This is a genomic window from Pseudomonas sp. LRF_L74, from assembly GCF_965644255.1.
In the GTDB taxonomy this organism is placed as follows: domain Bacteria; phylum Pseudomonadota; class Gammaproteobacteria; order Pseudomonadales; family Pseudomonadaceae; genus Aquipseudomonas.
This window is the reverse complement of sequence record NZ_CBFFRH010000017.1, coordinates 16,367-39,425: the sequence shown is the minus strand read 5'-3', so window position 1 is coordinate 39,425 and position 23,059 is coordinate 16,367. Positions and strand designations below refer to the sequence as shown.

The 23,059-nt window shown below is 55.3% G+C and carries 25 protein-coding genes and 1 pseudogene; 7 read left to right on the top strand and 19 right to left on the bottom strand.

Translation table 11 applies throughout. The annotated features are described in order from the left end of the window. Positions 1–31 precede the first annotated feature (31 nt). The 5 genes and pseudogenes from ACSZPK_RS26005 to ACSZPK_RS25985 all read right to left on the bottom strand — a co-directional run. The gene (locus ACSZPK_RS26005; protein WP_437884517.1) at positions 32–574 is read right to left on the bottom strand and encodes a lytic transglycosylase; all 543 of its coding nucleotides are present in this window, start codon (positions 572–574) and stop codon (positions 32–34) included. Then, positions 556–1,257: a TIGR03759 family integrating conjugative element protein gene (locus ACSZPK_RS26000; RefSeq protein WP_437884516.1), complete on the bottom strand. Its 702-nt coding sequence runs from the start codon at positions 1,255–1,257 to the stop codon at positions 556–558. Before ACSZPK_RS26000 ends, ACSZPK_RS26005 begins: the two co-directional genes overlap by 19 nt. Then, positions 1,257–1,937, bottom strand: coding sequence for a hypothetical protein (locus ACSZPK_RS25995; protein ID WP_437884515.1), 681 nt, complete (start codon positions 1,935–1,937; stop codon positions 1,257–1,259). The genes ACSZPK_RS26000 and ACSZPK_RS25995 overlap by 1 nt, the downstream gene beginning before the upstream one ends. Then, complete coding sequence (locus ACSZPK_RS25990) at positions 1,934–2,410, bottom strand: PilL N-terminal domain-containing protein (protein WP_437884514.1); 477 nt, start codon at positions 2,408–2,410, stop codon at positions 1,934–1,936. Before ACSZPK_RS25990 ends, ACSZPK_RS25995 begins: the two co-directional genes overlap by 4 nt. A 347-nt stretch (positions 2,411–2,757) precedes the next feature. Next, positions 2,758–3,043, bottom strand: a pseudogene (locus tag ACSZPK_RS25985) (JAB domain-containing protein); the annotation flags it as partial. A gap of 126 nt (positions 3,044–3,169) precedes the next feature. Between ACSZPK_RS25985 and ACSZPK_RS25980 the strand changes: the two are divergent. Next, positions 3,170–5,587, top strand: a complete 2,418-nt coding sequence (locus ACSZPK_RS25980) for a membrane-bound PQQ-dependent dehydrogenase, glucose/quinate/shikimate family (RefSeq protein ID WP_437884513.1) — start codon at positions 3,170–3,172, stop codon at positions 5,585–5,587. Between the two features lie 134 nt (positions 5,588–5,721). Here ACSZPK_RS25980 and radC read toward each other — a convergent pair whose 3' ends face one another. The 7 genes from radC to ACSZPK_RS25945 form a co-directional block, all read right to left on the bottom strand. Further along, positions 5,722–6,216, bottom strand: coding sequence for a RadC family protein (gene radC, locus ACSZPK_RS25975; RefSeq protein WP_437884512.1), 495 nt, complete (start codon positions 6,214–6,216; stop codon positions 5,722–5,724). A gap of 69 nt (positions 6,217–6,285) precedes the next feature. After that, on the bottom strand, positions 6,286–6,543 hold the full coding sequence (locus ACSZPK_RS25970; RefSeq protein ID WP_437884511.1) for a hypothetical protein: 258 nt from the start codon (positions 6,541–6,543) through the stop codon (positions 6,286–6,288). A 78-nt stretch (positions 6,544–6,621) separates the two neighbouring features. Further along, positions 6,622–7,119, bottom strand: coding sequence for an STY4534 family ICE replication protein (locus ACSZPK_RS25965; RefSeq protein ID WP_437884510.1), 498 nt, complete (start codon positions 7,117–7,119; stop codon positions 6,622–6,624). A 967-nt stretch (positions 7,120–8,086) separates the two neighbouring features. Beyond that, on the bottom strand, positions 8,087–8,518 hold the full coding sequence (locus ACSZPK_RS25960; RefSeq protein WP_437884509.1) for a single-stranded DNA-binding protein: 432 nt from the start codon (positions 8,516–8,518) through the stop codon (positions 8,087–8,089). Beyond that, positions 8,515–9,024 carry a DUF3158 family protein gene (locus ACSZPK_RS25955; RefSeq protein ID WP_437884508.1) on the bottom strand — a complete coding sequence of 170 codons (510 nt, stop codon included), beginning with the start codon at positions 9,022–9,024 and terminating at the stop codon, positions 8,515–8,517. Before ACSZPK_RS25955 ends, ACSZPK_RS25960 begins: the two co-directional genes overlap by 4 nt. Next, positions 9,021–9,761, bottom strand: a complete 741-nt coding sequence (locus ACSZPK_RS25950) for a PFL_4669 family integrating conjugative element protein (RefSeq protein WP_437884533.1) — start codon at positions 9,759–9,761, stop codon at positions 9,021–9,023. The genes ACSZPK_RS25955 and ACSZPK_RS25950 overlap by 4 nt, the downstream gene beginning before the upstream one ends. A 312-nt stretch (positions 9,762–10,073) precedes the next feature. Then, complete coding sequence (locus ACSZPK_RS25945; RefSeq protein WP_437884507.1) at positions 10,074–11,282, bottom strand: multidrug effflux MFS transporter; 1,209 nt, start codon at positions 11,280–11,282, stop codon at positions 10,074–10,076. Between the two features lie 83 nt (positions 11,283–11,365). Between ACSZPK_RS25945 and ACSZPK_RS25940 the strand changes: the two genes are divergently transcribed. Further along, entirely contained in the window at positions 11,366–12,139 is a 774-nt protein-coding gene (locus tag ACSZPK_RS25940; RefSeq protein WP_437884506.1) for an IclR family transcriptional regulator, read from the top strand. Between the two features lie 148 nt (positions 12,140–12,287). Here the strand turns inward: ACSZPK_RS25940 and ACSZPK_RS25935 are convergent, their stop codons facing one another. The 7 genes from ACSZPK_RS25935 to ACSZPK_RS25905 all read right to left on the bottom strand — a co-directional run bounded on the left by ACSZPK_RS25935 (position 12,288) and on the right by ACSZPK_RS25905 (position 17,969). Beyond that, complete coding sequence (locus ACSZPK_RS25935; protein WP_437884505.1) at positions 12,288–13,475, bottom strand: STY4528 family pathogenicity island replication protein; 1,188 nt, start codon at positions 13,473–13,475, stop codon at positions 12,288–12,290. Then, a complete protein-coding gene (locus ACSZPK_RS25930) occupies positions 13,465–13,977 on the bottom strand; it encodes a DUF2857 domain-containing protein (protein WP_437884532.1) in 513 nt (170 codons plus the stop codon). Before ACSZPK_RS25930 ends, ACSZPK_RS25935 begins: the two co-directional genes overlap by 11 nt. A 40-nt stretch (positions 13,978–14,017) precedes the next feature. Further along, positions 14,018–15,487 carry a ParB family protein gene (locus ACSZPK_RS25925; RefSeq protein WP_437884504.1) on the bottom strand — a complete coding sequence of 490 codons (1,470 nt, stop codon included), beginning with the start codon at positions 15,485–15,487 and terminating at the stop codon, positions 14,018–14,020. Positions 15,488–15,495: 8 nt separating this feature from the next. Continuing rightward, positions 15,496–15,693, bottom strand: a complete 198-nt coding sequence (locus ACSZPK_RS25920; protein WP_437884503.1) for a hypothetical protein — start codon at positions 15,691–15,693, stop codon at positions 15,496–15,498. Between the two features lie 31 nt (positions 15,694–15,724). Continuing rightward, the gene (locus ACSZPK_RS25915) at positions 15,725–16,552 is read right to left on the bottom strand and encodes a ParA family protein (protein ID WP_437884502.1); all 828 of its coding nucleotides are present in this window, start codon (positions 16,550–16,552) and stop codon (positions 15,725–15,727) included. A gap of 3 nt (positions 16,553–16,555) precedes the next feature. Further along, positions 16,556–16,771: a helix-turn-helix transcriptional regulator gene (locus ACSZPK_RS25910; RefSeq protein ID WP_437884501.1), complete on the bottom strand. Its 216-nt coding sequence runs from the start codon at positions 16,769–16,771 to the stop codon at positions 16,556–16,558. A gap of 622 nt (positions 16,772–17,393) precedes the next feature. Beyond that, the gene (locus tag ACSZPK_RS25905) at positions 17,394–17,969 is read right to left on the bottom strand and encodes a MarR family winged helix-turn-helix transcriptional regulator (protein ID WP_437884500.1); all 576 of its coding nucleotides are present in this window, start codon (positions 17,967–17,969) and stop codon (positions 17,394–17,396) included. Positions 17,970–18,199: 230 nt separating this feature from the next. On the opposite strand from ACSZPK_RS25905, the gene ACSZPK_RS25900 reads away from it, so the two are divergent. The 5 genes from ACSZPK_RS25900 to ACSZPK_RS25880 all read left to right on the top strand — a co-directional run bounded on the left by ACSZPK_RS25900 (position 18,200) and on the right by ACSZPK_RS25880 (position 23,022). After that, positions 18,200–19,447, top strand: coding sequence for a Rieske 2Fe-2S domain-containing protein (locus ACSZPK_RS25900; RefSeq protein WP_437884499.1), 1,248 nt, complete (start codon positions 18,200–18,202; stop codon positions 19,445–19,447). A gap of 72 nt (positions 19,448–19,519) precedes the next feature. Further along, positions 19,520–20,485 (top strand): PDR/VanB family oxidoreductase, encoded by a 966-nt coding sequence (locus ACSZPK_RS25895; protein ID WP_437884498.1) that lies wholly within the window; start codon positions 19,520–19,522, stop codon positions 20,483–20,485. 207 nt (positions 20,486–20,692) lie between these two features. Next, positions 20,693–21,529 (top strand): ABC transporter substrate-binding protein, encoded by an 837-nt coding sequence (locus ACSZPK_RS25890; RefSeq protein WP_437884497.1) that lies wholly within the window; start codon positions 20,693–20,695, stop codon positions 21,527–21,529. A 21-nt stretch (positions 21,530–21,550) separates the two neighbouring features. Beyond that, entirely contained in the window at positions 21,551–22,540 is a 990-nt protein-coding gene (locus ACSZPK_RS25885) for a fumarylacetoacetate hydrolase family protein (RefSeq protein ID WP_437884496.1), read from the top strand. Positions 22,541–22,548: 8 nt separating this feature from the next. Further along, positions 22,549–23,022, top strand: coding sequence for a PaaI family thioesterase (locus tag ACSZPK_RS25880; protein WP_437884495.1), 474 nt, complete (start codon positions 22,549–22,551; stop codon positions 23,020–23,022). Positions 23,023–23,059 lie beyond the last annotated feature (37 nt).

The following is a 23,059-nucleotide window of genomic DNA, read 5'->3' as shown; positions in this document are numbered from 1 at the left end:
GCACCCATGCAAAATGCAAGCGAACAAGATTTCATCGGACACCTATCGAGGGATACGTAAGTCGCTCGAGTTCGGCAGAGAAGCGGGCGCGGTATCGGGCTGCAGGCGCGCCACCAGCAGGTCTGTGATATCGACCAGCCGCCGCCTTCCAATTGCTGCTTTGATCACGACTTTGCTTGAGCAACTGTGCGGTGACGATCAGGTTCTTGTAGGGATCAAGAGCATCGCAGGGCGATTCATAGCGCTCTGGATGATGGCCAAGATTGGTCTGGCCAAGACCCACATCGATACGCTTGGCATCGGTTTTACTCAGAGCTCTTGTGAGCGTGTCGCAAGCGCCTTGGCGCGTGGAAAAGCGTCTAGGTTCGCCCGCGATGTTGAGCGTCCAGGGCCAGGGGCGGAGGCCATGCTCAAGCGGTGTTCCGCTTTCAATCAACGCAACGGCGAACAGGGCTTCAGGCGGTATGCCGGCCTGTTGCGCGATCACCACATACGCATCAGGAATTTCACTCTCAGCCGAGAGTGGCCCACAAAATGCCAGGAATGCGAACATGGCTATTCGACACGTTGCCATTGGCCAGCTTCCTGACGAAATACAGCAGGAAGGCCACCCTTAGCTCCAAGGCTGAACCACAGACCATTGTCGTGATTGAGGGTAATGACCCGCTGTTGGACCTGCTTGGCATCGACCCCAGCCTCAGCCGCCCACCTACGCACTTGGGCATCATCATTGCTGCTGCCGACAAGATAAACATCAACCTGAGAGCCCCGATTTCGGAGCTGTTTGAGCCTATCCATGCACGATGGGCAGTTGTCCTCGACGAACAATGCAAGGCGGGTTACGGAGGGGGTAGATGTTGTGCCAAGGCCTTCAACAGGCATTAGGCCAGGGTAGAGGCGAGCCCAGGCATTGTTATAGGCCTTCTGGTAAGCCAGTTCACGCTCTGCCCGTTGTGCTTCAAGCCTCACCTGCAGTTCGGCATAGCGCTGCCGCTCCGCATCACTTCTGGCTTCTACCCCCAGCGCCGTCAGCGGATCAAGGTTTGGGCTCCAAATTCCTCGCGGACCTTTCTGGATGTCTTGGTAGCGAGACCATTCCTGCTCGTTCAAACCCCAGGCTTTTGTGTGTGATGGCGCATCTGCTGAGAGAGGCTGCTTTACTGATCGCTGAATGTGCAGATTTGCGGCGTATGAAGCACTCGATGCGTGGGCGATGAGCAGTCCGCAAGCGAGTAACCCTGTCAGTCGACGATCCATCATCGTTGCTCCAAGTGAGTGACTTGGTCCAGATAACCTTTCACCGACCAGGTCGCTGCATTCGGCCGTAGTGCTTTCAGCGTCCATCCGCCGATAGTTTCGCCAAGACCCAGTAAGCGGACGTCAGTAAGCGTGGACTTGTGCGGAGGGGAGACAAGAAGAAATAGCTGATCGGAGCGGCCTTCAATGCCGAGCACACGAAATGGAGGGGGCGGAGAGGTAGGTGGTTTCTCGGTCGGCTTTCGGGGCGTGACGACTTGTGCCGCTCGGTTCGAGGGTTTGGCGATTCGACGACGAATGTCGGCTACTGCATTGGCTAGATCGCGCTGCTCTAGTACGAGACCTTCGACAGCATCCTCTGATGCACGCGAAGAGAGCTCCGAGCGTATGGCCTCAAGCTGAGCAGACCATTTGGATTTCTCAGTCTGCCAAGTGGCGTAATGGGTTTCGAGTGATGAAATACGATTATCGAGAGCCTTTTGCTGCTGTCGAAAGCCATCTATCGCTACTCGGCTAGGACCGAGGCTGGTTGAGAAGTTTTCAAGGCATTCTGCCTGCTGATTGCTGGCTCCTTCAACTGCTTCCAATCGCTGTGAGTGCTGGTAATAGCCCAGCACAGCTCCAGAAATTGCCAGGGCAACGGACAATCCCAAAGCGATCAATCGCATCTGTCTACTCATGGCTGTTTCGCTTCCCGTAGCTCAAAGCAGACGGTGCGCTGCACATCGTCGTGAAGCAGATTCCATGAGGGGCCCGCGAGTACCTGCAATGCGCTGCTTAGAGGCATTGGTCCCAGGTTGTAATGGGCGGCAGGAAGCGGTCGAGAGAAAAGAGCAGCCTGTGAAGCTGAGCCCGCGCAAAGGCTATACCCGGTTCGCTGCAGCACATGAAGCATGGCGCCACGAACAGCCGGCGTATGCCCGGTTGGAATACGGATGTCGATGATCTGTTTCAACAGGTCGATCTGTTCCGGGCGTGGCTCAACGCTCAGCAGGGTGTAGCGACCCTGCTCAACGTAACGAACAGAGTCGTTGGCGATGCCTTCAGTTCGCTTGGCGGTGGTTGGCTCAGTGGCTTCCTGTGTGTGCTTCAAAGATGATGTACAACTGGCACAGGTCAGAGCGGCGATGACGATCAAGCTCACACGATTCATGACGGGATCTCGTTGAGGTGTGCAGCTAAGCTCAATGAAATCCGGTCGGCTCGTCAGTCAAAAAAACGATTGGCGCCGCATCGTTTCTAAATGCAGTGCCGTTCTGCAGGCACTTGGAGGCAGTATGAAACAGCAGGTCGATTACACCGAGGCTGATCGTCTTTACGGTGCTTGGTTGGCCTTGAAGGGAAAAATAAACCGGATCAATTATGGCCAGGCTAGAGGATTAGCCGGGCCAGAGAGATTCACTATGCGATGAAACCGAAGAGATAGAAGGTCAGTCTGACGCTCACAGGCCAGTTGATTGCTCTCCAGTAGCGGTAAAAAAACGCCCAAAGGTGCTTGTGTGGATCATCTTTCCCGGCGATGAAGTGTTCCAAACGAACCTCAATCAGCTGCAAATCTTCTTTTAGCCGCACTGTCAGAACTAGATCCGCTAGAAAAGTGGTTGTGAGTAAGGATGACCTCATTGGCGCTGTTAGCCAGAGCTCGTTTCACAACCTGCCTAGGGTGGACACTGGCGCCATTAATGCTGCCATAGAACATCACTTCGAATGTAAGTACTCGGTGCTTCGAGTCAAGAAAAACAACATCGAAGACCTCGTGCTCATTCAGCCCGCCCCTTGAGTAATCCAATTTCTTTGCATACTGGATGGGATTTATTCCTGAACTTCCTGCTCCTTGAAACATCGACTTACATTAATTGCCCAGATAGGCCGTCGGGCTTTGTTTCTGTAGGCAACCCCATGGAGTCTGGTCATGACGGATACACACGAACATCGCCCTAGGCGTGACATTCCACTTCTGATAACAGGATTTTTGGTCGGTTTGGTTGGCTTAATGCTTGCCGTCGGCGGAGCCTGGTTGGTGATACTGGGTGGCTCTTGGTATTACCTCCTGGCTGGAGTCGGCATGCTGAGCGCAGGGGTATTTCTAGCCAAGCGAAGGCGCGCAGGAGCCGGGTGGTATGCATTGGTTTTTGTCGGCACCTTCATCTGGTCCGCTTGGGAGTCTGGACTTAACTATTGGCGCTGGATCCCCCGACTGGATGTCGTGCTGATCTTGGCGATCATCGTTGCGTTGCTATTGCCGCGGTTGCAGCCGGCCTTCTCACGCAGCCTGTCGCGAGGGCTCGCCACCGTGCTGTTCCTTGGACTGATCGGCGCAGGGGCGCTGGCTTTCGTTCCCTTCGGATACGTGAACTTGGCTGACGTGCCGGATGCGCAAGAGACCACGCTGGAAAGCGATCTTGGAGCCGCGCAGCAGTCGGATTCACCTCAGGACGGCGACTGGGCCGCGTATGGCCGCAACGCCGCCGCCACACGCTATTCACCTTTGCAGCAGATCACCGCGGACAACGTAGGCAAGCTGCAGCGTGCGTGGGTCTACCGTACTGGCGATCAACTCGACTATCGCTGGGGAGCGGAAACAACACCGCTCAAGATCGGCAACTCTGTCTATCTGTGTACTTCACGCAATATTTTGATTGGTCTAGATGCGGCCAGTGGCAAGGAGCTGTGGCGCTTCGATCCCAAGGTGCCCAAGGACGCTATTCCTTACACAGCAGCCTGTCGCGGCGTTTCCTACTACGAGGTGCCCAAACAGGATGGGGCGCAAGCACCAGCAGTCTGTCAGGCGCGAGTTATTTCCGGCACCCTAGACGGCCGTATCGTTGCCGTGGATGCCAAAACTGGCAAGCCCTGCAGCGACTTCGGCGACAACGGTCAGGTAGATATCACCACCGGTATGGGATCCACTCCAGCAGGCTATGTATCCATCAACTCGCCTCCGGTAATCGTGCGTAATACCATCGTTACCGGCCACCAGGTGCTAGACGGCCAGCGCGTGGATCCACCCTCAGGCGTCATCAAGGGCTTTGATGCTGCCACTGGCAAGTTGAAGTGGGCATGGGATGCTGCCCGGCCCAATCAGAGCGAGCCGTTGCCCGACGGTGAAACCTACGTGCGTGGCTCGCCGAACATGTGGACCATCGCCACGGGCGACGACAAGCTGGGTTTGGTTTTTCTGCCAATGGGTAACGCAGCCGCTGACTACTGGAGTACGTCGCGTACGTCTGATGTGAATGAGTGGAGCGTCGCTTTGGTGGCGTTGAACGTGGAAACTGGCCTACCTGCATGGAAATTCCAAACCACGCATAAGGACGTCTGGGATTACGACTTGGGCTCGCAGCCCAGTCTGGTGGATTTTCCCACCGCCAATGGTCCGGTACCGGCAGTTGTATTGCCTAGCAAACAGGGTGAGCTGTACGTGTTTGATCGACGAACAGGTAAGCCACTATTTGATATTGAAGAGCGTCAAGTACCTAAGGGTGGCGCTGAGCCTGAGCAGCGGTCGCCGACCCAGCCGTTCTCGACGTACCACAGTCTGCGCAAAGCTGACCTGACTGCCCATGATATGTGGGGTATGACCCCATTCGATCAACTCGCATGTCGCATCCAGTTCCAGCAAGCTGCGTACGACGGTATTTACACACCACCTGAATCTGGTAGCCCGAGCATCGAATATCCCAGTTACAACGGTGGTTCGGACTGGGGCAGTGTCGCTATCGATACCCGGCGCGGAGTGATTATTGCCAACTACAACGACATGCCTAACTACGTGGAACTGGTCCCGCGCAAAGATGCTGATCGTATGGGCTGGAAACCTCGTGAGGAACTCTCCTCGGATCGTGGTGGCGCAGAGGGGGCCGGCGACCCGCAGACTGGCACGCCTTATGCGATCAATGTCAATGCGGGGTGGCGCTTAAAATACACAGGGCTGCTGTGTAAGCAGCCCCCTTATGGCGGCATCCGCGCCATCGACCTGAAGTCCGGCAAGACCTTATGGGATCGCCCTTTGGGAACTGCCCGTTCTAATGGACCGTGGCATATCAAGTCGGGTCTGCCGATCGATATCGGCACACCGAATAATGGTGGAACGGCGGTCACAGCTGGTGGATTGATATTCATCGCTGCCGCTACGGATGATCTGATACGGGCAATTGATATTAAAACCGGCAAGACGGTATGGCAGGACGTATTACCAGCCGGTGGCCAGGCCAATCCATTGGTGTATGAGGCCAATGGCCGTCAGTACTTGATGATTGTCGCCACTGGCCATCACTTCATGGAGACGCCAACAGGAGATTACGTCATTACTTACGCGCTGCCCGAGTGAGTGCGTAGTGACTAGGATAGGTCGGTTTCTAACCGGCCTATCGCCTGGAAGATGTTATGGCGCAGAGGGCATGATTGCTCCTCTTGGCTTACCGGATACAGACTACAAAAAAGGCGTCCGAGGACGCCTTTAGGTTAGAGCCAACCCATTTCTGCCATTGACAGTGGTTCACCTTTTCCGACGATGAAGTGGTCTAGCACATGAACCTCAATCAGTAGCAAAGCTTCTTTCAGCCGTGCCGTCAGAATTCGATCTGCTTCACTGGGTGTCGAAATACCAGAAGGGTGATTATGGGTAAGGATGACAGCAGCTGCATTGTTAGCAAGAGCGCGTTTCACAACCTGCCTGGGGTAAACACTGGCACCATCAATACTGCCGTAGAACATCACTTCGAAGTTGAGTACGCGGTGCTTCGAGTCGAGAAAGACAACGCCGAAGACCTCGTGCTCATTTTCACCGATGGCGAATTTCAGATAGGTTCGAACTGCTTCTGGCGAGGACAGTTCCTCACCACGGGTGTACATGCGGTGTTCGAGGATTATACGAGCCTGTGCGAGGATCCAGTCTTCGTGTCGACGTTGCTCATCACAGCCCTTAGGGGTTTGAATCAAGCTCAGTTGAGTAGTCATGCTGGGTCTCCAATATAGGGCACCAGCCCCACAGGGATGGTTAACCCTGTGGTAGGAACAGTGTGAAAGCTAGAGCCGGACGAATCGATGCCGGCGTCCGTGTGAAAGTGAATTGCAACAGCCGCAAGGTGATCGTGAAAACTCATCGATCCCCCAGCCACTCTCAGAATCGAAATCAGCACTAAATGGCATCAACTCCTTCAGTGCTGATTCAATCTGCTGAATACATTGATCGACTTCATGCTCCGGCAAGCTGAAGGACAATGCAGTGAAATCGCCATACGCTTCGGCAAGCAGGCAGTCGTCACACAGCCAGAAAGTCTCCATGGCGTCTCCTGATGGTTGAATAAAGGCGCTCGAATGAGCGCCTGGGATAGGAAAAAAGCCAACGGCTTCTCGGTTGGGTCAAGCCTTAGCAGCCGCACGCCGAGTACGTTTTGCTTGGGCTAGTAGTGCAGTGGGATCTTCAGGCTCTGCTTGTTCAGCAGGAGAGCTGCCGTCTTTTGAGGGGGCCTTGTAAACCATCTCGCCATCGACCTTGACCCAGTCGATATAGAGCAGTCGGCCTTTGAGACTCGCGCCCGGTTGACCCGCACGTTCGCCTTTTTCGTACATGAACGGTGCTACCCAGATATCGCCAATGCGGAAGGACACAAGGACCTTCTGCTCGGCCTGGACAGCATCGCTGTATTCGCGCACCAATTGCTCGGCATCGGCACCCGACACTTTCAAGTCAAAGCGGGTGTACTCGACGTCATCGGCAGCCCCATGCAGCGCTGCGATATCGCAGGCCATAAAGGGTTTGCCACGGCGTACAGGCACTTCCCGAATACGGTTCAGGTAACCAATGCCGGTGGTGTGCAGATTGAAGTAGGTGACTGCTTCTTGAGTGGAGTGAGTCATGGTGGATCTCCTATAAAAACGGAAAATCCACAAGCCCATAACGGGAGTGGAATCCCGTCTGGGTTAGTAAAGGTCGACCTGAGAAAAGACCAGGACGTTGGGGCAGAGTGAGTCAGATGTTCAGTCAGCATCCATCATCATTGATGAGCGTGCGTACTACCGGATGCGCAACGCACTTGGGATGGACCACCACTAAAGTGGCGTAGCCTCAAAGGTCCAAGCTACCTGGGCGTGTGCCGTCAACGACAGCAGTTCACGCACCTTGTATAGGTCCGTTAAAACACAGCGTCAACGAGAAATAGGGGCGTTTTTGAATGATGGATTTGGCTGGCGTTCGATGGATTGAAAAAGGCGACGAAGGGGCCTGGCACATGTCCAGGCGACTTCAAGAAAGGCCACCTCTGTCGACTCTGCTGCGTGTCATTTCAGCGAGCTAGACAGCCGATCCGTGTCGTGGCCGGGATCGAAAGGGCAAGGCACGCATCCGCGCACAAAAGGATCCCAGTGTTTCGCCGACGGGCACCGGCACTGAGTGCGACCGCAGCGCGGATGTCCTGTATGGCCTGGCCAGTGATACCCCGGGTATCACGCAAATGGCGAAGCAGTACAGGGCATCCGCCTGCAATCAAAGACGTGTGCAAAAAAGAGAGAAAGTGGCTCCAACCTGAAAGGCCGACCGAGTCTACCGGAGCGTTGCGATCTTGGGACAGTCACCAGTGGTGACAAGGGTCTATGCATTACATCAGGCGCAGCGCTCGCGGGGAAGTTCATTTCGCTCAACGGAGACGGCGAACTTCTCGTAGGCTACCTGGAATGTTCCAGATGCTAACGACAAGCTCGCCGTGTTGGTTACTTGCGAGAAATGGAGCGTCTACCTCTGTGCGGTCTGAGATCACGTGGCTGCTGAATAGATCGACGACTTGCTCGAGCGGATCGCCGATCTACCGGAGGTGCTGGTGCCTGCTATTCACTGACTGTCTTCAGTCTCGTCCTCTTCGGCGCCTCCTGCTTCAGTGACCGGCGTATTGCCTGATACCCGGGGTATCATCTGAATGGACTGCAGCCGATGGGGCATGATGCCGATCTTGCGCGCCTCGATCTTGAAGGTCGACTGCGGCGTGTTGTTGTCATCTTCCCACCGATCGAGGACCGTACGGCCCTCGACCTGGATACGCATGCCTTTCTGATAGAGCTTGCTCCACGCTTCAGCTTCGCGGTGCCAGAGCTCAACTGGTGCCCAGAACCCGCGACGATCTTCGTAACCGTCATCCTTCGGTACCGGGTTGTCGAAATAGACGTTGAGCTTGAGCAATCGCCGTGGCTCGTCGTTGCCTGATCCGAACTCGAAAAACTCCGGCGCACTGCCGATATTGCCTTCACCAAGAAAGAACGTGCTCATGGTTGTACCTCGCTGGGAATGAAGCGGTGTAGCGCCTGCTCGGCGCTGTTGAACTTGTTCACGCACTCGGCGCTCTGGCGCAGCAGTGAATGCACCACGCTCATCTGCATGTTTAAGGTGATGCGATCGCACTCAAGACGATGCAGGCCCTCTCGCAGAGCCGGCGATAGCGCAGGGTTGTCCATTAGCCGTTGCCACACGGCCACGCCCATCTGTGAGTAGTCACGTGTACGCCAGCGCAGAAAGCTGCTGCCGGCTAAGGTGTCCTGGCGCACGAGGCGAATGTCGAGCAACGACAGCGGAGGCTGGTTGGCTTGAGCGACCAGGTCTTGCATCAGATCGGCCAACTGTCGTTCCCACTTCGCAGCAGAGACCGCGAGCAGTTCCAGATCCCTATTACCCTTAAAGACCCTTAAAAGGCCTTTTAGGGAGGCACCCTGTTCGAGGTTTCGATAGGCATCCTGTGATAGACCCGGGTAAAGGGGACGACGCTGTATCTGGGTCATGCCTCTTCCCCCGTTTCCTCATGGGGAAGGGCAAGCGCAGCAGGCTCATCTTCAGCTTCAGGTGATGACGAACGTTTCACGACTGGCGGTGCAAATTCAGAGCGCCGAGTACCTTCCAGAACATCCTGCGGCAGTTCTCCCAACCGTTCGATCACCACGCGGGCTCGGGCATTATTGGCAGCCATGTCAGCGCGTGTGACACCCGCGAGCTTGAACCTTTGCGCCAGAGTGAAAAGACTACGTAGCAGATGTGCGCCGGCATCGATGCATTGCTCCATCTCGCGCCGACTGAGCAGCGCAGTGTGATGGGCCAGCAGCGCGTGGCGCACCAGCGTGTCGTAATCGGTCAGCAGGTAGACAGCAAGGAAACCCAGTTGGCTGCCGATGAACAGGGGCAGGGTGACGGGCTGGATATTCAGGTTATCGCTGACATCGATCTGTTGCGGCAGCCGTTCCCTCAACTGACCCATCTGCTGGGCCAGGGTATCCATCCCACTCCTGGCCTGCGTCAGCTTCTCCTCGACCTGCAGCATGGCCCAGTCGGCATACGGATCATCGTTGGCCGATGCCTGCTTCATCAGGTTGGTCGCGCTGATATAGCCAGCCATGCCCATGATTGGCTGCACACCTTCACGGGCTGCACGGCCTTGCCACAGACGAGCCGCATGGTGGGTGTGCAGGGTCAGGGTGATGGTGCTGCGCAGTGAACCCAGGTTGAGTTGGTAGTGATCGACCACAGTGGTGTCCTCGCCGTTGCATTGCGAAAACACGTTGCCGTAGCAGTAGGTGCGCTGCCGCAAACAAGCCGATCATTGCGCCATCGTTTTCCAGCTACGCCGGATGCATTGCCGCTGTCGTTTTGTGGGTGATACCAGTGGTATCACTCTTGACCGAGTCCTCATGCTACGCGGATCTGTAGGGGATTTTGTTAGAAGCAACCTTGAGATAACTGCGCGGCAACCCAGCGAGCCGGCTAAACAATGCCTCTGCGTTCGGTGGACTGCTTGGAGGCGCCAGGCAATGACAGTCTTAGAAAAATTTTCAAACTGTCATATCGGCTCAGGGCTGTCCCTTCCTATGAGCCAGAGCAGAGTGGCCGAAATACCCACTGCAGTAATAGCGAGTGACATCGGATAGGCCGTGCCATTTTGCATGAGCGCTACTAGGCTGCTGATCACAAAGGCGCTACCAAATTGCAGGATACCGACTAGAGCTGAGCCGCTGCCTGGGTGCTTGCCGCTGGCTGCCATAGCGATAGCCGCCGCATTTCCACCGATGAAACCTAGAGAGGCGATGGCAAACCACAACGGCAGCATCAAAATTGCCAAACTCTTGGTTTGAACAATGGCCAATAGCGTCACTCCAGCCATTAAGTTGATCAAAAGACCAGTTGTCAGCATCGTGTGGGCGGACCATCGCTTTAGTCCTAAGCGATTGGCCTGTGCTCCAACGATGATCCCTAGGGCGTTGAGTCCAAATAGCCAACCGTACTGTTGCTCGCCGACCTCGAACAGCCCCATGAAAACGAAAGGCGAGCCGGTGATGAAGGCAAACATGGACGCTTGCGCCAGCCCGCCAACCATAGCTGGAACGATGAAGGCGCGATGCCGAAACAAGTTGGCATAGGCGCATAGAATCGGACTCACGCTGAGCGTGGTGCGTCGTTGGATTGGCTGGGTCTCGGGAACGTATCTCCAGACAAGAACCCCGCACAACAACGCAAACACCAGCATGAACACAAAGATGGCTTTCCAGCCCGCGAGCACAAGAATCCAGCCGCCCAACAATGGTGCCACGATAGGCGCGAGCGTCATGAGCATTAGCAGTAACGACAGTACACGAGCGCTTTCTGTCTGATCGAACAGATCGCTAACGATTGCTCGCCCGATGATCATTCCGGCACATCCCCCGATAGCTTGGAGGACGCGTAGCCCGGTGAGTAGATCTATATCGTGAATGAACAGACAACCGATGGTAGAGCAGGCAAACAGGCCAACCCCAATCAGTAATGGTATACGGCGGCCAAAGCGATCAATAAGCGGTCCATAGAAGGCTTGCCCCAAAGCGAGTCCGAGGAAGAACGCTGACAGAGTGGACTCGATTCGTCCGTGATCAGTGTTGAACGACTCTGCCATTTTGCTGAATGCCGGGAGATACATATCGGTGGCGAAGGGAGCTAAAGCCGACAGCATTGCCAGCACGATAATGATGCGGGTGGTGGAGCTATTGACCATGGTGGCGGAAGACTTGGAGTTCATAGCATTCCCGGATTAATTTATCGTTGGCGTGTTTTGACCGTTATTCGGATATATTAGCCGTTATATGGTTATTTGGGGCCAAGATGAAACGACTTACCGATGAGCATCCAAACACTGCGATAGGTGTCGGAGATGATGGCAGTCGAGCGGTGATTGCCCGTGCGGCCCAAGTGCTTCGCACCTTGGAGCAGGCGCCCAACGGACTGACTATCGCGCAGATCACGCGTGCGAGTACCTTGCCTCGAACTACGGTGCAAAGGCTTGTCAGTTCGCTGCAGGCCGAGAAATTGGTAGCTGTCAGTGACGGTCAGGTCCGTTTAGGGGTTGCGTTGGCGCGTTTGGCCGCTGCTGCCCATCAGGACGTTCGCACACGGGTGCGTCCACACTTGGAGAGGTTGTCGGAGCAAACGGGCGAGTCGATCGACCTGTGGGTTCTTCGAGATGAGGCGGCGGTACTGGTTGATCAGGTCGTTGCCCCACAGGAGGTGCGAATCGTCGTACCCGTTGGCAGTGTGTTCCCACTGACCTGCACCGCGCCAGGTAAAGCATTCTTAGCTGGCTGGAGGGATGCCGACATTGAAACCTTGGTTGCTCGCTCGCAACCTGGGCCTACAGCCCATAGCCGCAATACAATGACTGCTCTGATGAAGGATGTTCACAAAATACGCAAGACCGGTTTGGCCTTTGATCATGAAGAGCACGCCTACGATATCTGCGCTTTAGCGTGCGTGATCGACCTTGGAACCGCAGAGCGTCATGCAATCGCAATCCCTGCTCCAATACGACGGTTCCGGGCGCAGCAGGCGTCATTGGAAGAGGCGCTGCGACAATGTGTAGATGCGTTGGCTGGGTGGTGATCGGCCGCAGTGGCGTCCTCGCAGTTGCATTACGAAACACGTTGCTGATGCCATAGGTGTGCTGTCGCAAACAAGCTGATCATTGCGCCATTGTTTTTGCCTGGTCGATTGCTCCTTGCCGCAGCTCTCTGTCGTGATACCCCGGGTATCACCCATCAGGGTCGTCTAGTTCTGTTCCAGCCGGGAGCGTTCTTCCTGTCAGCACGCGAAGTTCAGCCAGGTAGGACTGGGCGAGAGGAGACACTGCCTCGCCCTTGCTGCGAGCTTTTCGTGGAGGCTGCAGAGAAGGTGCTGCGACAGCGGCTTCTACCGAGGTTGACTCAGGAGGCGGTTGAGCCGCCCAAGGCACGAACTCACCCACCAAGGCTTTCTGCACCAGGCCCAACAGGTACGCAGCAGGTTTGCGAACCGTTCCGCTGGCGTGGCGTGCTATGGCTTCGTCCAGCACACCTTGGCGACTGGTCTGCGGCAATTTCTCCAACGCCGCACGACAGGTCCAGGTTTCCGTTGGAGAGAGCGTCAACGCGCTAGCCCAGTCGACGAGACCAGCCCCCTCTTGCGTACAAGCGCGCGCGGTATGTTTTTTAATACCTTGTACAGTACTGCCGTTCGGATTCCGAACGGCGTGATGAGGCGGTGCTTTGAAACCCGGTTCGGAATCCGAACTCGGGCCTGAAGCATTCCGAACTCGGTGATTTTTGCCGCGTTCGGAATCGTGCAGTCCTTCATTGTGGATAAGTCGCTCTGCCCATTTTTCCAGGCGTGTTGGCAGTACTGGCAGATCAAGGCTGTTGTCTTTCAGCAGATCACCAACTGCGTCCTCGGCAACGATGCGAATGGCCTTGGTGGCGTGGGACAAGCTGTTGCCCAGCAGCTCCAAATACTCTTTGTCGAGCTCTAGCGATTCGCGGTGGGTCAAGGGTTCTTCATGCAGGACGTAGAGCGAGCCTGAAAAACGTCCATCGCCAGGACGACGTGGCCGATCGACGAGGGTTAGCCAGCGTGTCAGACGTAGCATGGTCAGCACGCGTGCAACGGTCTCTCGTGAAGCCCTACCGCCACAGGGGACATTGCTCAGAAAAGGCTGCAGATCTTCGTAGCGTGAGTTTGCCAGTCCTTGAGAGGTGAGCATGCGCAGGATTTGCCAGGCATTGCGCTCCAGTGGTGTTAGGCGATTATACAAGAGCAGCAGGCATGGAACGATGTCCTGGCGTTGGCCGCTGAACAGAAAACCGGCATCCCATCCTGCAGATGCCGGTTTGGCTTGGCTGTTGGCCTGTAATGCCGGATCAGCCCCTTCCAGCGTGAATGAGCTGGCGAGGGCATCACGGATCACTGTGCAACATGATCTGATGCCACACAGCTGTGAGGCTCAGGTTCTGTTCTTCGGCCAATATCATCAGCAGGTCGAGCTGCTCGGAATTGTTGTCGCGGTCCTTGAGCTCAACCCAACGCTTCCAAAGCGCTATCTCTTGTTCTTCGCTCAACTGTGTCGGACGTCCCCGCCGGGCATCGATATTGAGTAGTCGTCGACGTGCAGCGGTTTCTGAATGGCTGAGTCCGAAGAAACGGTACATCAGGTTGGTGCTAGCGCCCAAGTGCAGTGCGCGGTTGATCGTGCGCTCGTGAGCTTCTTCCCGAGCTGCTTGATCGGCCAGCCGACGCAAAACGGTGGAGTCGACATTGACCTCGACCCACATCACCGAGGAGTGGCTGAGGCGCATGATGGTTTGGGCAGGGAGGGACTGCAGGAGCCGAAGGTCTTCCGGGCTCCACCCTAGTTCAAAGCAGCGTTCGAAATTGCCGTTCTGAATCTCATGGAGTACTTGCGAGATCATGGCGTGGTGAAGCAGTTTGTGGCTCACCAGCTGTCCTCCTCTAAGGTGTGGATTCGTAGTCGACCAGTCTTCGGGCCAAGCGCAGCAGGCGAATGAAGCTCAGCAACACATCGTCCGGCAGCCTGGCTAGACCAATGTCCTGTGCGGGACGATTGGGTAGATCGATGTCGTAGATGCCCAGGAGCAGTTGCCCGAATAGGGCTGAGGGCAGGAGTTGGCGGTCCTGCCAGTCAAGGCCGTCGTGCTCACGCATCAACGCGCCGAGTAGCAGGTTGACGGATATGGCCAGTGGTGTGTCCGTTGAGGCCTGTTCCAGGCTCAGAGTGAAGCCCAGTCCTTCTTCGTTACTGTGGACCTTGGCCAAGCTGTTTCCTGACGCAAGCAGTTGCCTGGTTTGATGAGCAATCTGCTTGCGTAACTGCTTAGTTGTATCGAGGCTCTGATCCAGATTCCAGGCAGCTTCGAAGGACTCAGGTGGTGTGCTCTCGACAGAGTGAACAGGCTGGTCGGCGCAAGCTTGATCGACCATCTCTCGGATCTGTTTCACTCGAGAAGACGAGAACTCAAGGGGGGCATTCTGAGGGGATGCTGGAGGTCCTGTCGTTGGCAACAGAACCGGTTTATCAACCGCCGTTTCTTCGCTTTTCCCTCGATCGAGGACTGCTTTCTCAGCGCGTTCTTGAGGATACGAGCGGGGAGGGAATAACTCACTCAGCCGCAATTGAATGGTGTGCTCGACCTGATCGACTTCAAAGGTTGCTGGCGAGGTATCCCAGCCAGACAATGTATCGAACCAGAATTCGGTGAATCGCTCACTACTATCGCCGCCTTCTTGCCAAACCTTGAGCGCGTAGTTTCTGAAGATGATCAGGCGTTCGATCTGATGGCGGCCAAGACCTTGGTAAAGCACCTGAGGAATGGCCGGCAATAAATGCTCCAGGGTGTCGAACATACGGCTGATATGAGGCTGAGGAATGCTGTAGCCACCTGCTGCTAATCGGCGGGCCAGTTCGCGCTGAGATAACTGCTCCCCATCGCACTCAATCAGTTCTTTAGCCTTTGCCACGGCCACGGCTCGTTCGATGAAAGTGAGCTGTCCGTGTAGATCGTTCTCGGCTAGGTGGCCAAGCAGGGCACTGATTTCTCCATCCCAGGGTCTGAACAGGCAGTGGATGTGGAAGAAACGTTCATCACGTGTTTCCTGCCACAGTTCGCCAAGTATGGTGAGGCGTGTATTGCCGCCGTTGCGGATGATGAAGTGCTTGGCTCCCGGGCGGCGGGTGATCGGTGGCGGTTGGTCGAGACCCCGCTCGCGGATCGATGCCTTCAGCTCGTCGAACAGCGGGTTACGAATGAAGCGCGGATTGTGCTCGTACGGACGCAACCTCACCAAGGTGACCCGCATCGGCGTTTCTACCAACGGATCAGCAAGCTCGCCGTTGGAGGACGCACGAGGGTAGGGGGCGGCTTGCAGTTTCTCAGCGATCTGATCTTGAGAGAGCTTTTTCATGGAGTTGCTCAAACGAGGTGATCACCGACCTTGAATTTGACTACCTCTCCTAAGTCATCGCGCAAAAGTCCTAAGTGCATCTTCGCGTGATTCAGACGATACGGGTTCACACGGATAACTACCGTGACGTGTTCTTCTGGCCAATTCACTGCAATTGGTGGGCTGAAGATATTGGATATCTTCTGAATGTTGCGGATCTTGGACATGAAAACCTCGGTTCGAGAAGTGTGGTTGTAATCAGGCCACAGGAGATATTTTTCCGAATCGCCAGGCCCACTCCGGTAGTAACTCCAGAGCAAGGGACTGCATGGTTTCTGCAGGCGCTAATGACTTGAGGATTGTGTTATGTGGAAGGCGGTGGACAGGAACACCCAGCGTTGCAGCGTTTCTGTAAGCAACTCGGTCAGGAATGATGGTGTTGAGTAATGAAACGCCTGAGTTGTTGGCAAAGGCTTGCCGCAAGCTGTGCATGATCACGCGGGCATCGACAGTTTCAGTACTGACTTGGTTGAACAACAGTCGCAGTGGGGGAGGCTGAACACCGAGTCGCTGGTACGGCTCAAGTTCTGCCAGTAGCTTCAGTGTGCCTCGTCGTAGCTCACGTGCTGCAAGCATCTGGGGCGTGACAGGGGCGACGGCAAGATCAGAAGCCAGCACCGCCATTTCCAATACGACGCTTCGGGCACCCTGTGTGTCGATCAACAGCACATCGAATGCATCTGCGAAAGACGGGATGAGATTGCGCAGGCGAAGCCGGCCATCTGGAGCGTGCAACAGCAAGATAGCTAACCTGCCTTCATCGTCATTTGAGTGAATTAGACTGAGGCCGGAGACATCCGTGGTTGAAACAAGCTGGTCGAGTGATTGGGTGTTTTCGGCGATGAGCTCAAAGGCACCGAGTGCTGCTCGCTGTTTGATTGCGTAGTAGCTGGATAGGGTCGGCTGGCTATCCAGATCGAGTAGCAGAACTCGAAGGCCTGCCTCGGCCAGATAGCCGCCCAGGTTCGCAGCAATTGTCGTTTTGCCGACGCCACCTTTGGTCGAGATGATCGAGAGCACATCCATCGCTCAGTCCTGCGCGAGCTGATCGTTAATCCATTGCTCGACTTCCTGTGAATCCCAGCCCACTGCGCGTAGACCGATGCGGCGGGTGTGTGGGAACTTGCCGTCCTTCATCAGGTTGTACAGGTGGGAGCGCTTGAAGCCGGTACGCTTTTCAACTTCATGCAGGCGCATGACACGGCGATCAGATTGAGTGGGATGGAGAAGGGAAGTATCAATCATCGGGTCACTCCTTGGCGTTAGCTAACGCGTCGTGGTGTGGCTCGGATTCAACGCGTCAGACAGGACGTTGCCTATCTTGAAAACGATCACCAAATGGCCGGTTTAATTTGCCCTGAATTAGGATACGATACGAATGGTATTTTATTTATCCGAGCCATATGAGTACAAAAAGTGAACAATCAGACTCTTCGCGTAATGTGGTTCGTACCACCTGCTATTGCCGTTTCTGCCACTTGGTGCGCACAGCCCGACTTCAGTCTTGAGGGCCGCCCTACCCAATCCTCTGACGAGCAATTCGGTGCGCTAGTGAGCGGTCATGTCGATGCAGTTGTTACTTCAATGGACAACATCCCGCATTGGAATCAGCGTTCGGGGTCGAAGAATTTCGTCATGGTGGCGTAAATCGAAGCACTTGCGCTTATAGATCAGTTAGTTAGCGCAAAACGGCAACAGACCCTAGCCAACGGTGAGATCGGCCTGAACGACCAAGTACGCACGTATGCGAATCTACCCTTCTGGGGACATCTGGCTTCGTCAATTGATGATGAAGCAGGTCTTTGATCGGTTCATGAGCTAGCCTAGGGATACACCATGAACCTGGGCATGCCCCTGACGTGAGCCTTCAGTCTGCCGCGTCGTCTGCCGAGATCTTCTGATGCACCAAGGGATTCTGCTCCGGCGGAGTCAGCTTGAGCCAGCCGTTCTCCAGGGAGCGAAGTAATTCGTTCAGTTGTTCAAGGCGCGCGGCATCGCCTAATAGCTCTCCGAGCCCCGTGGCACTGGTGGTTGCCAACTGAGATGCGGCGGTGTCGATCGCTGTTTTTCCCTTCTTTGTGAGCCGAATCAGTTGGCTCCGACGATCGAGGTGGTCCGCCACTCGATCAACAACCCCTTTTTCGACCATTTTGTCGACGCGATAGGTGGCGGCGCCGGAAGTCACCTTCAACAGCCTGAACACATCAGTGGGTCTCATGCAGTAAGGCTTGCCACTGCGCCTGAGGGCGAAGAGCAGAATCAGTTCCTTGTGATCGAGCCCAAGACCCGAAGCAATTTCGGACAGGCTCTGATCGATAAGCATTGCCAGGCTCCTGACGCGCAGGGCGACCGAGAGACCAGTGTGGTCCAGATCCGGCCGCTCCTTCATCCATGCTTGGGCAATTGTTTCGGGGCTTGCTGTGGGGGAGAACAGCTCGTTCATGGTCAGTTCCAGGGCTTTGAATCAGGCGATCATACCTCAAGGCCGTTAGATACAGGACCAGCTAAGGCATTCTGGTTCTATGGCGGCTTGTTTATATGTTAACAAAATTCATTGACATCAAAGAGTGCGGTGGATAGCTTGGATTTATCTTAATTGCTAAGAAGTATAGTCATTAAGATTAATCAAGCCTGATCAGCCCATGGCTGGCTATAAAAACAAGGAAAAATCCTATGCTAACTGCAGAACAGAACCGCCTTCTGACGGACGTCACTCCGGGGACGTCGCTTAACCGGTATTGGAAACGTCACTGGATTCCAGCACTACGCAGCGAGGCACTGGTTGCGGGAGGCGATCCGCAGCGCGTCGAGTTGCTATGCGAAAAGTACGTTGCATTTCGTGGGCACGATGGAAAAGTTGGCTTCCTCTACGAAGCTTGTCCGCACCGAGGTGTGTCTCTCGCGCTTGGCCGGAATGAAAACAATCGCCTGACCTGCATCTTTCATGGTTGGAGTTTCGACGCGGACGGTAGCTGCACCCGCATGCCTACCGAGAAAGATCAGAGCTTCTGCCAGAAGGTGAAGGGACAGGGCTTCCCTGTGCGCGAGGGGGGCGGGATCGTCTGGGTATACCTGGGAGAAGGCGATATGCCGAAGTTCTCTGATTTCGCGTTCACCCACCTGAGTCGTCAGAATTCCCGCCCGCGCGCTTCTTACAACGAGGCCAACTGGCTGCAAAATCTGGAGACGCTGATGGACTCGGCGCATATCGGCCTTCTGCATCACGATACGACCGCTGATGCGAGCCTTCCGCAAGCCGGTCTGCAGCTTGTCACAGGGAACGACACGCCCAAGTACACCCTCGAACAACGCCCTTACGGGCTCCGCTCTTATTCGCTGCGTACTACCGGTGGCGAGAAGGACTACCTACGAGTCACTGAGTACGTTGCCCCTGGTTCGGCGTTCATCGGCACGACTGACGCTGAGGCTGGGTTCCTCATCATCGTGGTTCCTGTGAACAACACCTGCAGTCTCCAGTGGTACATCTACTGGGATCCGCGCCAGGACATCGATAGCAACCTGCCTGACTTCGCGTTGCTCGGTACGGACGAGTCGGATGACAACTTCGCGGGGTCGCGTCAGGGGCTGCCGAACTACGGCCAGGATCGCGAAGCCATGCGTGCCGGGAAAACCTGGAGTGGTATTCCGGGCGTGATCTTCGAAGACTATGCGGTGGCGGAGAGCATTCCGATTGTTGATCGTACCCGCGAGTTTCTGGGCAGCGGCGACCTGGCGATCGTTCGGTTACGTCGCGAACTGATGGAGCGAATTCGCCAGTCTGATGCGGGAGAGGATTGTGTGCAGGCAGAAATCAGTGATTACCGCGCTCTGCGCGCACTTGCCGAGATGATTCCTGTCGGTACGAACATCCAGGACTTCACGAATCGGAAGCAGCAGGAACGCAGAGAGCGCTTCGAATAAGGCTTACCCATATGGGCGTCAGAGATTTCTGGCGCCCAGCTTTTTGGCTCCAGAAGCTTGGTGATTGCTGTCATGAGTTCCCAGAATTCCTTCCCTGTTTACGTTAAGTCTGTCGTCCACGAAGCTCACGACATTCTGTCCTATGAGTTCCTGCCGGTGCCGGATGCAGGGGTCGAACTTCCGCCGTTCACCGCGGGAGCGCACATCGACCTGATCATTGAGGGCGCGCCACTCAGAAGCTATTCGCTTCTGAACTCCCAAGGCGACAAGAATCGCTACGTGATCGCGGTCGCCAAGGATCCTAAGAGTCGAGGCGGGTCCAAGCTGATTCACGGCAAGCTGCACTGCGGCGACCGGATTAAAGTCAGCGCACCCAAGAACTGCTTCGAGCTTTACGAAGGTGGCGGCAAGTCGATTCTGCTGGCGGGCGGAATCGGTATTACCCCTATCTGGTCGATGGCCCAGCGGCTGGAAGACTTGGCCATCAACTGGGAGCTGCATTACTTCGCACGGGGACGTGAAAGCGCAGCGCTCCTGGATCGGCTCGAGAACTCGTTCAAGTACGGTGAGGTGCACCTGCATTTTGCCAAGTCTGTGGACGAGACTGTCAACACGATCGGCGCCCTTTTGAGCGCTGGCGACGGTGAGGCTCATTTCTACTGCTGCGGTCCTTCCGGGATGCTGAACGCGTATCTGGAAGTATCGAAGGCCGTTCCTTCCGCGCGAATCCATTACGAGAGCTTCGTACCGCTGCAGGAAGCCAGCATCGGAGGCGGCTTCGAAGTCCATCTTGCCCGCTCTGGCACGACCATCAGTGTCGTCGCAGGGCAGACTGTCTTGGATGCTTTGGATCAGGCTGGTGTTGAGGTAATGAACTCGTGCCGTGAAGGCATCTGCGGCGCATGTGAGGTCCAGGTGCTTGAAGGCCAACCAGACCATCGCGACTCGATCCTCAGCGAGTCTGAGCGCTCGAGCAATAAAACAATGTTCGTCTGCTGCTCCGGGAGCAAATCGCCCCGACTTGTGCTGGACCTTTAATCCCGCACGAGGGAGGGGCAACGGCCACCTCCCTTTTGGCGTCCCGGCGAAAGTACGCCAGAAGCGCTGTATCAGTCGCTTTCGCTGGTATCCAGCTTTTCCATTACTCGCTGATTTATATGGTCTTTTCGCCAGATTGATCTGCGCTTGCTTGACAATACGATACGTATAGTATTATATTTGATTAAGGCAGAAAGAGAACAAAAAATGACCAATCACAGACTCCGAGTAATGTGGTTCGTACCTCCCACGATCGCGGTTGCCGCCTCTTGGCAAGAGGACGTGGGCTTGTCGCTTGAAGCGAGTCGGACCCAGTCTTCAGATGAGCAGTTCGCGGCGCTCTCGGACGGCCGCGTAGATGCCGTCGTGACCTCGATGGATAACGTCTTCCACTGGAATCATCGGCCAGGCCCCAAAGACTTCGTCATAGTGGCTCAAATAGAGGCGACGACGCCACTGTCTATCGTTGCCGCCCCACGCATCAAGAGCGTCAGCGATCTCGGTGGTGCAAAAATCCTGGTCGATGCCCCTGAGAATGGATTTGTCATTGCCCTTAGAGCGATGCTGAAGCAAGCAGGCTTGAGGTTGCCTGACTACACGCTTGCCCCGGTGGGGGGGGTCAAAGAGCGCTACGCGGCGCTGGTCGCGGGTGAGGGCGATGCCACTCTCCTTGGCCCTCCGTTTGATGCTCTTGCAATCAAGGAGGGGATGCATAAGGTCGCTGAAGTGCAGGCGTCTTACCCCGAGTTCCCAGGTCAGGGGCTGGTCGTCAGAAAACCATCGCTGTCCTCGAATCCAGGCATACGGCTGTGGCTTAAGAGCCTTGTAGAGGCCCTCGTTCAACTTCCCGCGAATCTGGAAAAGCTCCGGAATAGTCTTTCGAGCGAAGGGCTTCCTGATGAGGCCGTTAGTGCAATGCTCCAGTCTGTCCCGGTATCGCTCATTCCTGATGAGCGTGGGGTAAATCTGTTAATTGAACATCGGCGGCTGCTTGGGCTTATCGGCTCAGATGCTACGTACGGTCAAGTTGTATACCTGGGTTGATAAAATAAGGTTATAGTAGACATGAAGAAGTTCGCATTGGGTACGTTCTCTACTCGAAATGCAGATGCTGAGAAATTCGCTGGCTTGGTTGTGGATCGGAAGGTTGCTCCAATCTCCAGGCTGGCAGAAGAGTACGGTTTGCCGCAGCTTGGCGGGAAAAGCGTACTTGCGCTTCTCGAGTCGTGGTCCAACTCCTTCCAGGCGCTCAAGGCACTGGTGGAAAGGGTTGATACTAGCGAATGGTGCGATGAGAGCCATTTGAAATTCCACCCGGCAGTTGATCTTCCTCGCCAAGTCTTCTGCACCGGCGCAAATTATCGAAAGCATGTGATCGATATGACCGTCGATGCCAATGTCGGCCCTGAAGGACTCAGCAAAGAAGAGCTTAAGAAGTGGGCTGAGGAGATGATGGACAATCGGGTCGCGAACGGCGAGCCGTATGTATTTACCAAGCCTGTTTCCGCTATCTCTGGTCCTTATGACGATCTGATTCTGCCTCCCACCACTGAAAAGCCTGACTGGGAGTTGGAACTGGCGGTCGTAATTGGCAAGCAGGGATACAACATCAGCGAAGCTGATGCGATGGATTATGTGGCCGGGTATACGATCGTCAATGATATCTCTGCCCGCGACCTGATCCCGCGAACCGATTATAAAATGCTTGGCACCGATTGGTTCCGCTCGAAAGGGCAGCCGGGTTTCCTGCCGCTGGGGCCGTACGTTGTGCCCAAGTGCTTCATTGACAACCCCTACCATCTGCTGATGAAGCTCACGGTTTCCGGAGCAACGATGCAGGACGAGACGACAGCCGATATGCTCTTCAATATTGAAAAGCAGATCGCGTACATCTCCAAGTACGCCAGGCTCTTGCCCGGGGACATTATCTGCACGGGTTCTCCTGCCGGTAACGGCACCCATTACAACCGTTATCTCACTGATGGGGATGTAATGTGGGGCGAGATTTCCGGGTTGGGATATCAGCGTCAGAAGTGTGTCGTAGAGGCGAATTGAGATAAATCATGCAGGCGCTCAAAGACAATCCCGACCGTGCATTACTCGAGAAAATTATCTCCGAACAGGCCTTTGATGTTGCTCTCGAAACAACCGGGGGACTGAAGGAACTCGGTGCTCGACTGGTGAAGGGTTCTCCAGGTGAGTTGGAATTCAGTTTCTTCGTCTCGCCCAAAGCTGTTCAGGGCAATGGAGTTGTTTGCGGCGGAACTCTTATGACCATGCTGGATTATGCAATGGCATATGCGGTCCTCAGTAAACTGCCGTTTGGAAAGACCTGTGCCACGACCAGCATCACTGTGAACATGCAGTCTGCGGCCACTCCGAAGCTTCTTAAGGTTACTGGTAGCGTCGATCGTGTCGGTCGCCAAGTTGCATTCGCTAGAAGTGAGGTTCATGACCTTGAGAGAAACTCATTGATCGCTAATGCCTCGGCAACGTTCTTTGTCATGGATGTGAGTCCAGAGGCCAAAAAAATTTAATAAATTAAAATTCGAAACGTATCGTTTTATTGGGGGA

Excerpts from the sequence above, each read along its gene's own strand:
- ACSZPK_RS26005 (WP_437884517.1), bottom strand. The coding sequence starts at position 574 with ATGGCAACGTGTCGAATAGCCATGTTCGCATTCCTGGCATTTTGTGGG.
- ACSZPK_RS26000 (WP_437884516.1), bottom strand. The coding sequence starts at position 1,257 with ATGGATCGTCGACTGACAGGGTTACTCGCTTGCGGACTGCTCATCGCC.
- ACSZPK_RS25995 (WP_437884515.1), bottom strand. The coding sequence starts at position 1,937 with ATGAGTAGACAGATGCGATTGATCGCTTTGGGATTGTCCGTTGCCCTG.
- ACSZPK_RS25990 (WP_437884514.1), bottom strand. The coding sequence starts at position 2,410 with ATGAATCGTGTGAGCTTGATCGTCATCGCCGCTCTGACCTGTGCCAGT.
- ACSZPK_RS25980 (WP_437884513.1), top strand. The coding sequence starts at position 3,170 with ATGACGGATACACACGAACATCGCCCTAGGCGTGACATTCCACTTCTG.
- radC (WP_437884512.1), bottom strand. The coding sequence starts at position 6,216 with ATGACTACTCAACTGAGCTTGATTCAAACCCCTAAGGGCTGTGATGAG.
- ACSZPK_RS25970 (WP_437884511.1), bottom strand. The coding sequence starts at position 6,543 with ATGGAGACTTTCTGGCTGTGTGACGACTGCCTGCTTGCCGAAGCGTAT.
- ACSZPK_RS25965 (WP_437884510.1), bottom strand. The coding sequence starts at position 7,119 with ATGACTCACTCCACTCAAGAAGCAGTCACCTACTTCAATCTGCACACC.
- ACSZPK_RS25960 (WP_437884509.1), bottom strand. The coding sequence starts at position 8,518 with ATGAGCACGTTCTTTCTTGGTGAAGGCAATATCGGCAGTGCGCCGGAG.
- ACSZPK_RS25955 (WP_437884508.1), bottom strand. The coding sequence starts at position 9,024 with ATGACCCAGATACAGCGTCGTCCCCTTTACCCGGGTCTATCACAGGAT.
- ACSZPK_RS25945 (WP_437884507.1), bottom strand. The coding sequence starts at position 11,282 with ATGAACTCCAAGTCTTCCGCCACCATGGTCAATAGCTCCACCACCCGC.
- ACSZPK_RS25940 (WP_437884506.1), top strand. The coding sequence starts at position 11,366 with ATGAAACGACTTACCGATGAGCATCCAAACACTGCGATAGGTGTCGGA.
- ACSZPK_RS25930 (WP_437884532.1), bottom strand. The coding sequence starts at position 13,977 with ATGATCTCGCAAGTACTCCATGAGATTCAGAACGGCAATTTCGAACGC.
- ACSZPK_RS25925 (WP_437884504.1), bottom strand. The coding sequence starts at position 15,487 with ATGAAAAAGCTCTCTCAAGATCAGATCGCTGAGAAACTGCAAGCCGCC.
- ACSZPK_RS25920 (WP_437884503.1), bottom strand. The coding sequence starts at position 15,693 with ATGTCCAAGATCCGCAACATTCAGAAGATATCCAATATCTTCAGCCCA.
- ACSZPK_RS25915 (WP_437884502.1), bottom strand. The coding sequence starts at position 16,552 with ATGGATGTGCTCTCGATCATCTCGACCAAAGGTGGCGTCGGCAAAACG.
- ACSZPK_RS25910 (WP_437884501.1), bottom strand. The coding sequence starts at position 16,771 with ATGATTGATACTTCCCTTCTCCATCCCACTCAATCTGATCGCCGTGTC.
- ACSZPK_RS25905 (WP_437884500.1), bottom strand. The coding sequence starts at position 17,969 with ATGAACGAGCTGTTCTCCCCCACAGCAAGCCCCGAAACAATTGCCCAA.
- ACSZPK_RS25900 (WP_437884499.1), top strand. The coding sequence starts at position 18,200 with ATGCTAACTGCAGAACAGAACCGCCTTCTGACGGACGTCACTCCGGGG.
- ACSZPK_RS25895 (WP_437884498.1), top strand. The coding sequence starts at position 19,520 with ATGAGTTCCCAGAATTCCTTCCCTGTTTACGTTAAGTCTGTCGTCCAC.
- ACSZPK_RS25890 (WP_437884497.1), top strand. The coding sequence starts at position 20,693 with ATGACCAATCACAGACTCCGAGTAATGTGGTTCGTACCTCCCACGATC.
- ACSZPK_RS25885 (WP_437884496.1), top strand. The coding sequence starts at position 21,551 with ATGAAGAAGTTCGCATTGGGTACGTTCTCTACTCGAAATGCAGATGCT.
- ACSZPK_RS25880 (WP_437884495.1), top strand. The coding sequence starts at position 22,549 with ATGCAGGCGCTCAAAGACAATCCCGACCGTGCATTACTCGAGAAAATT.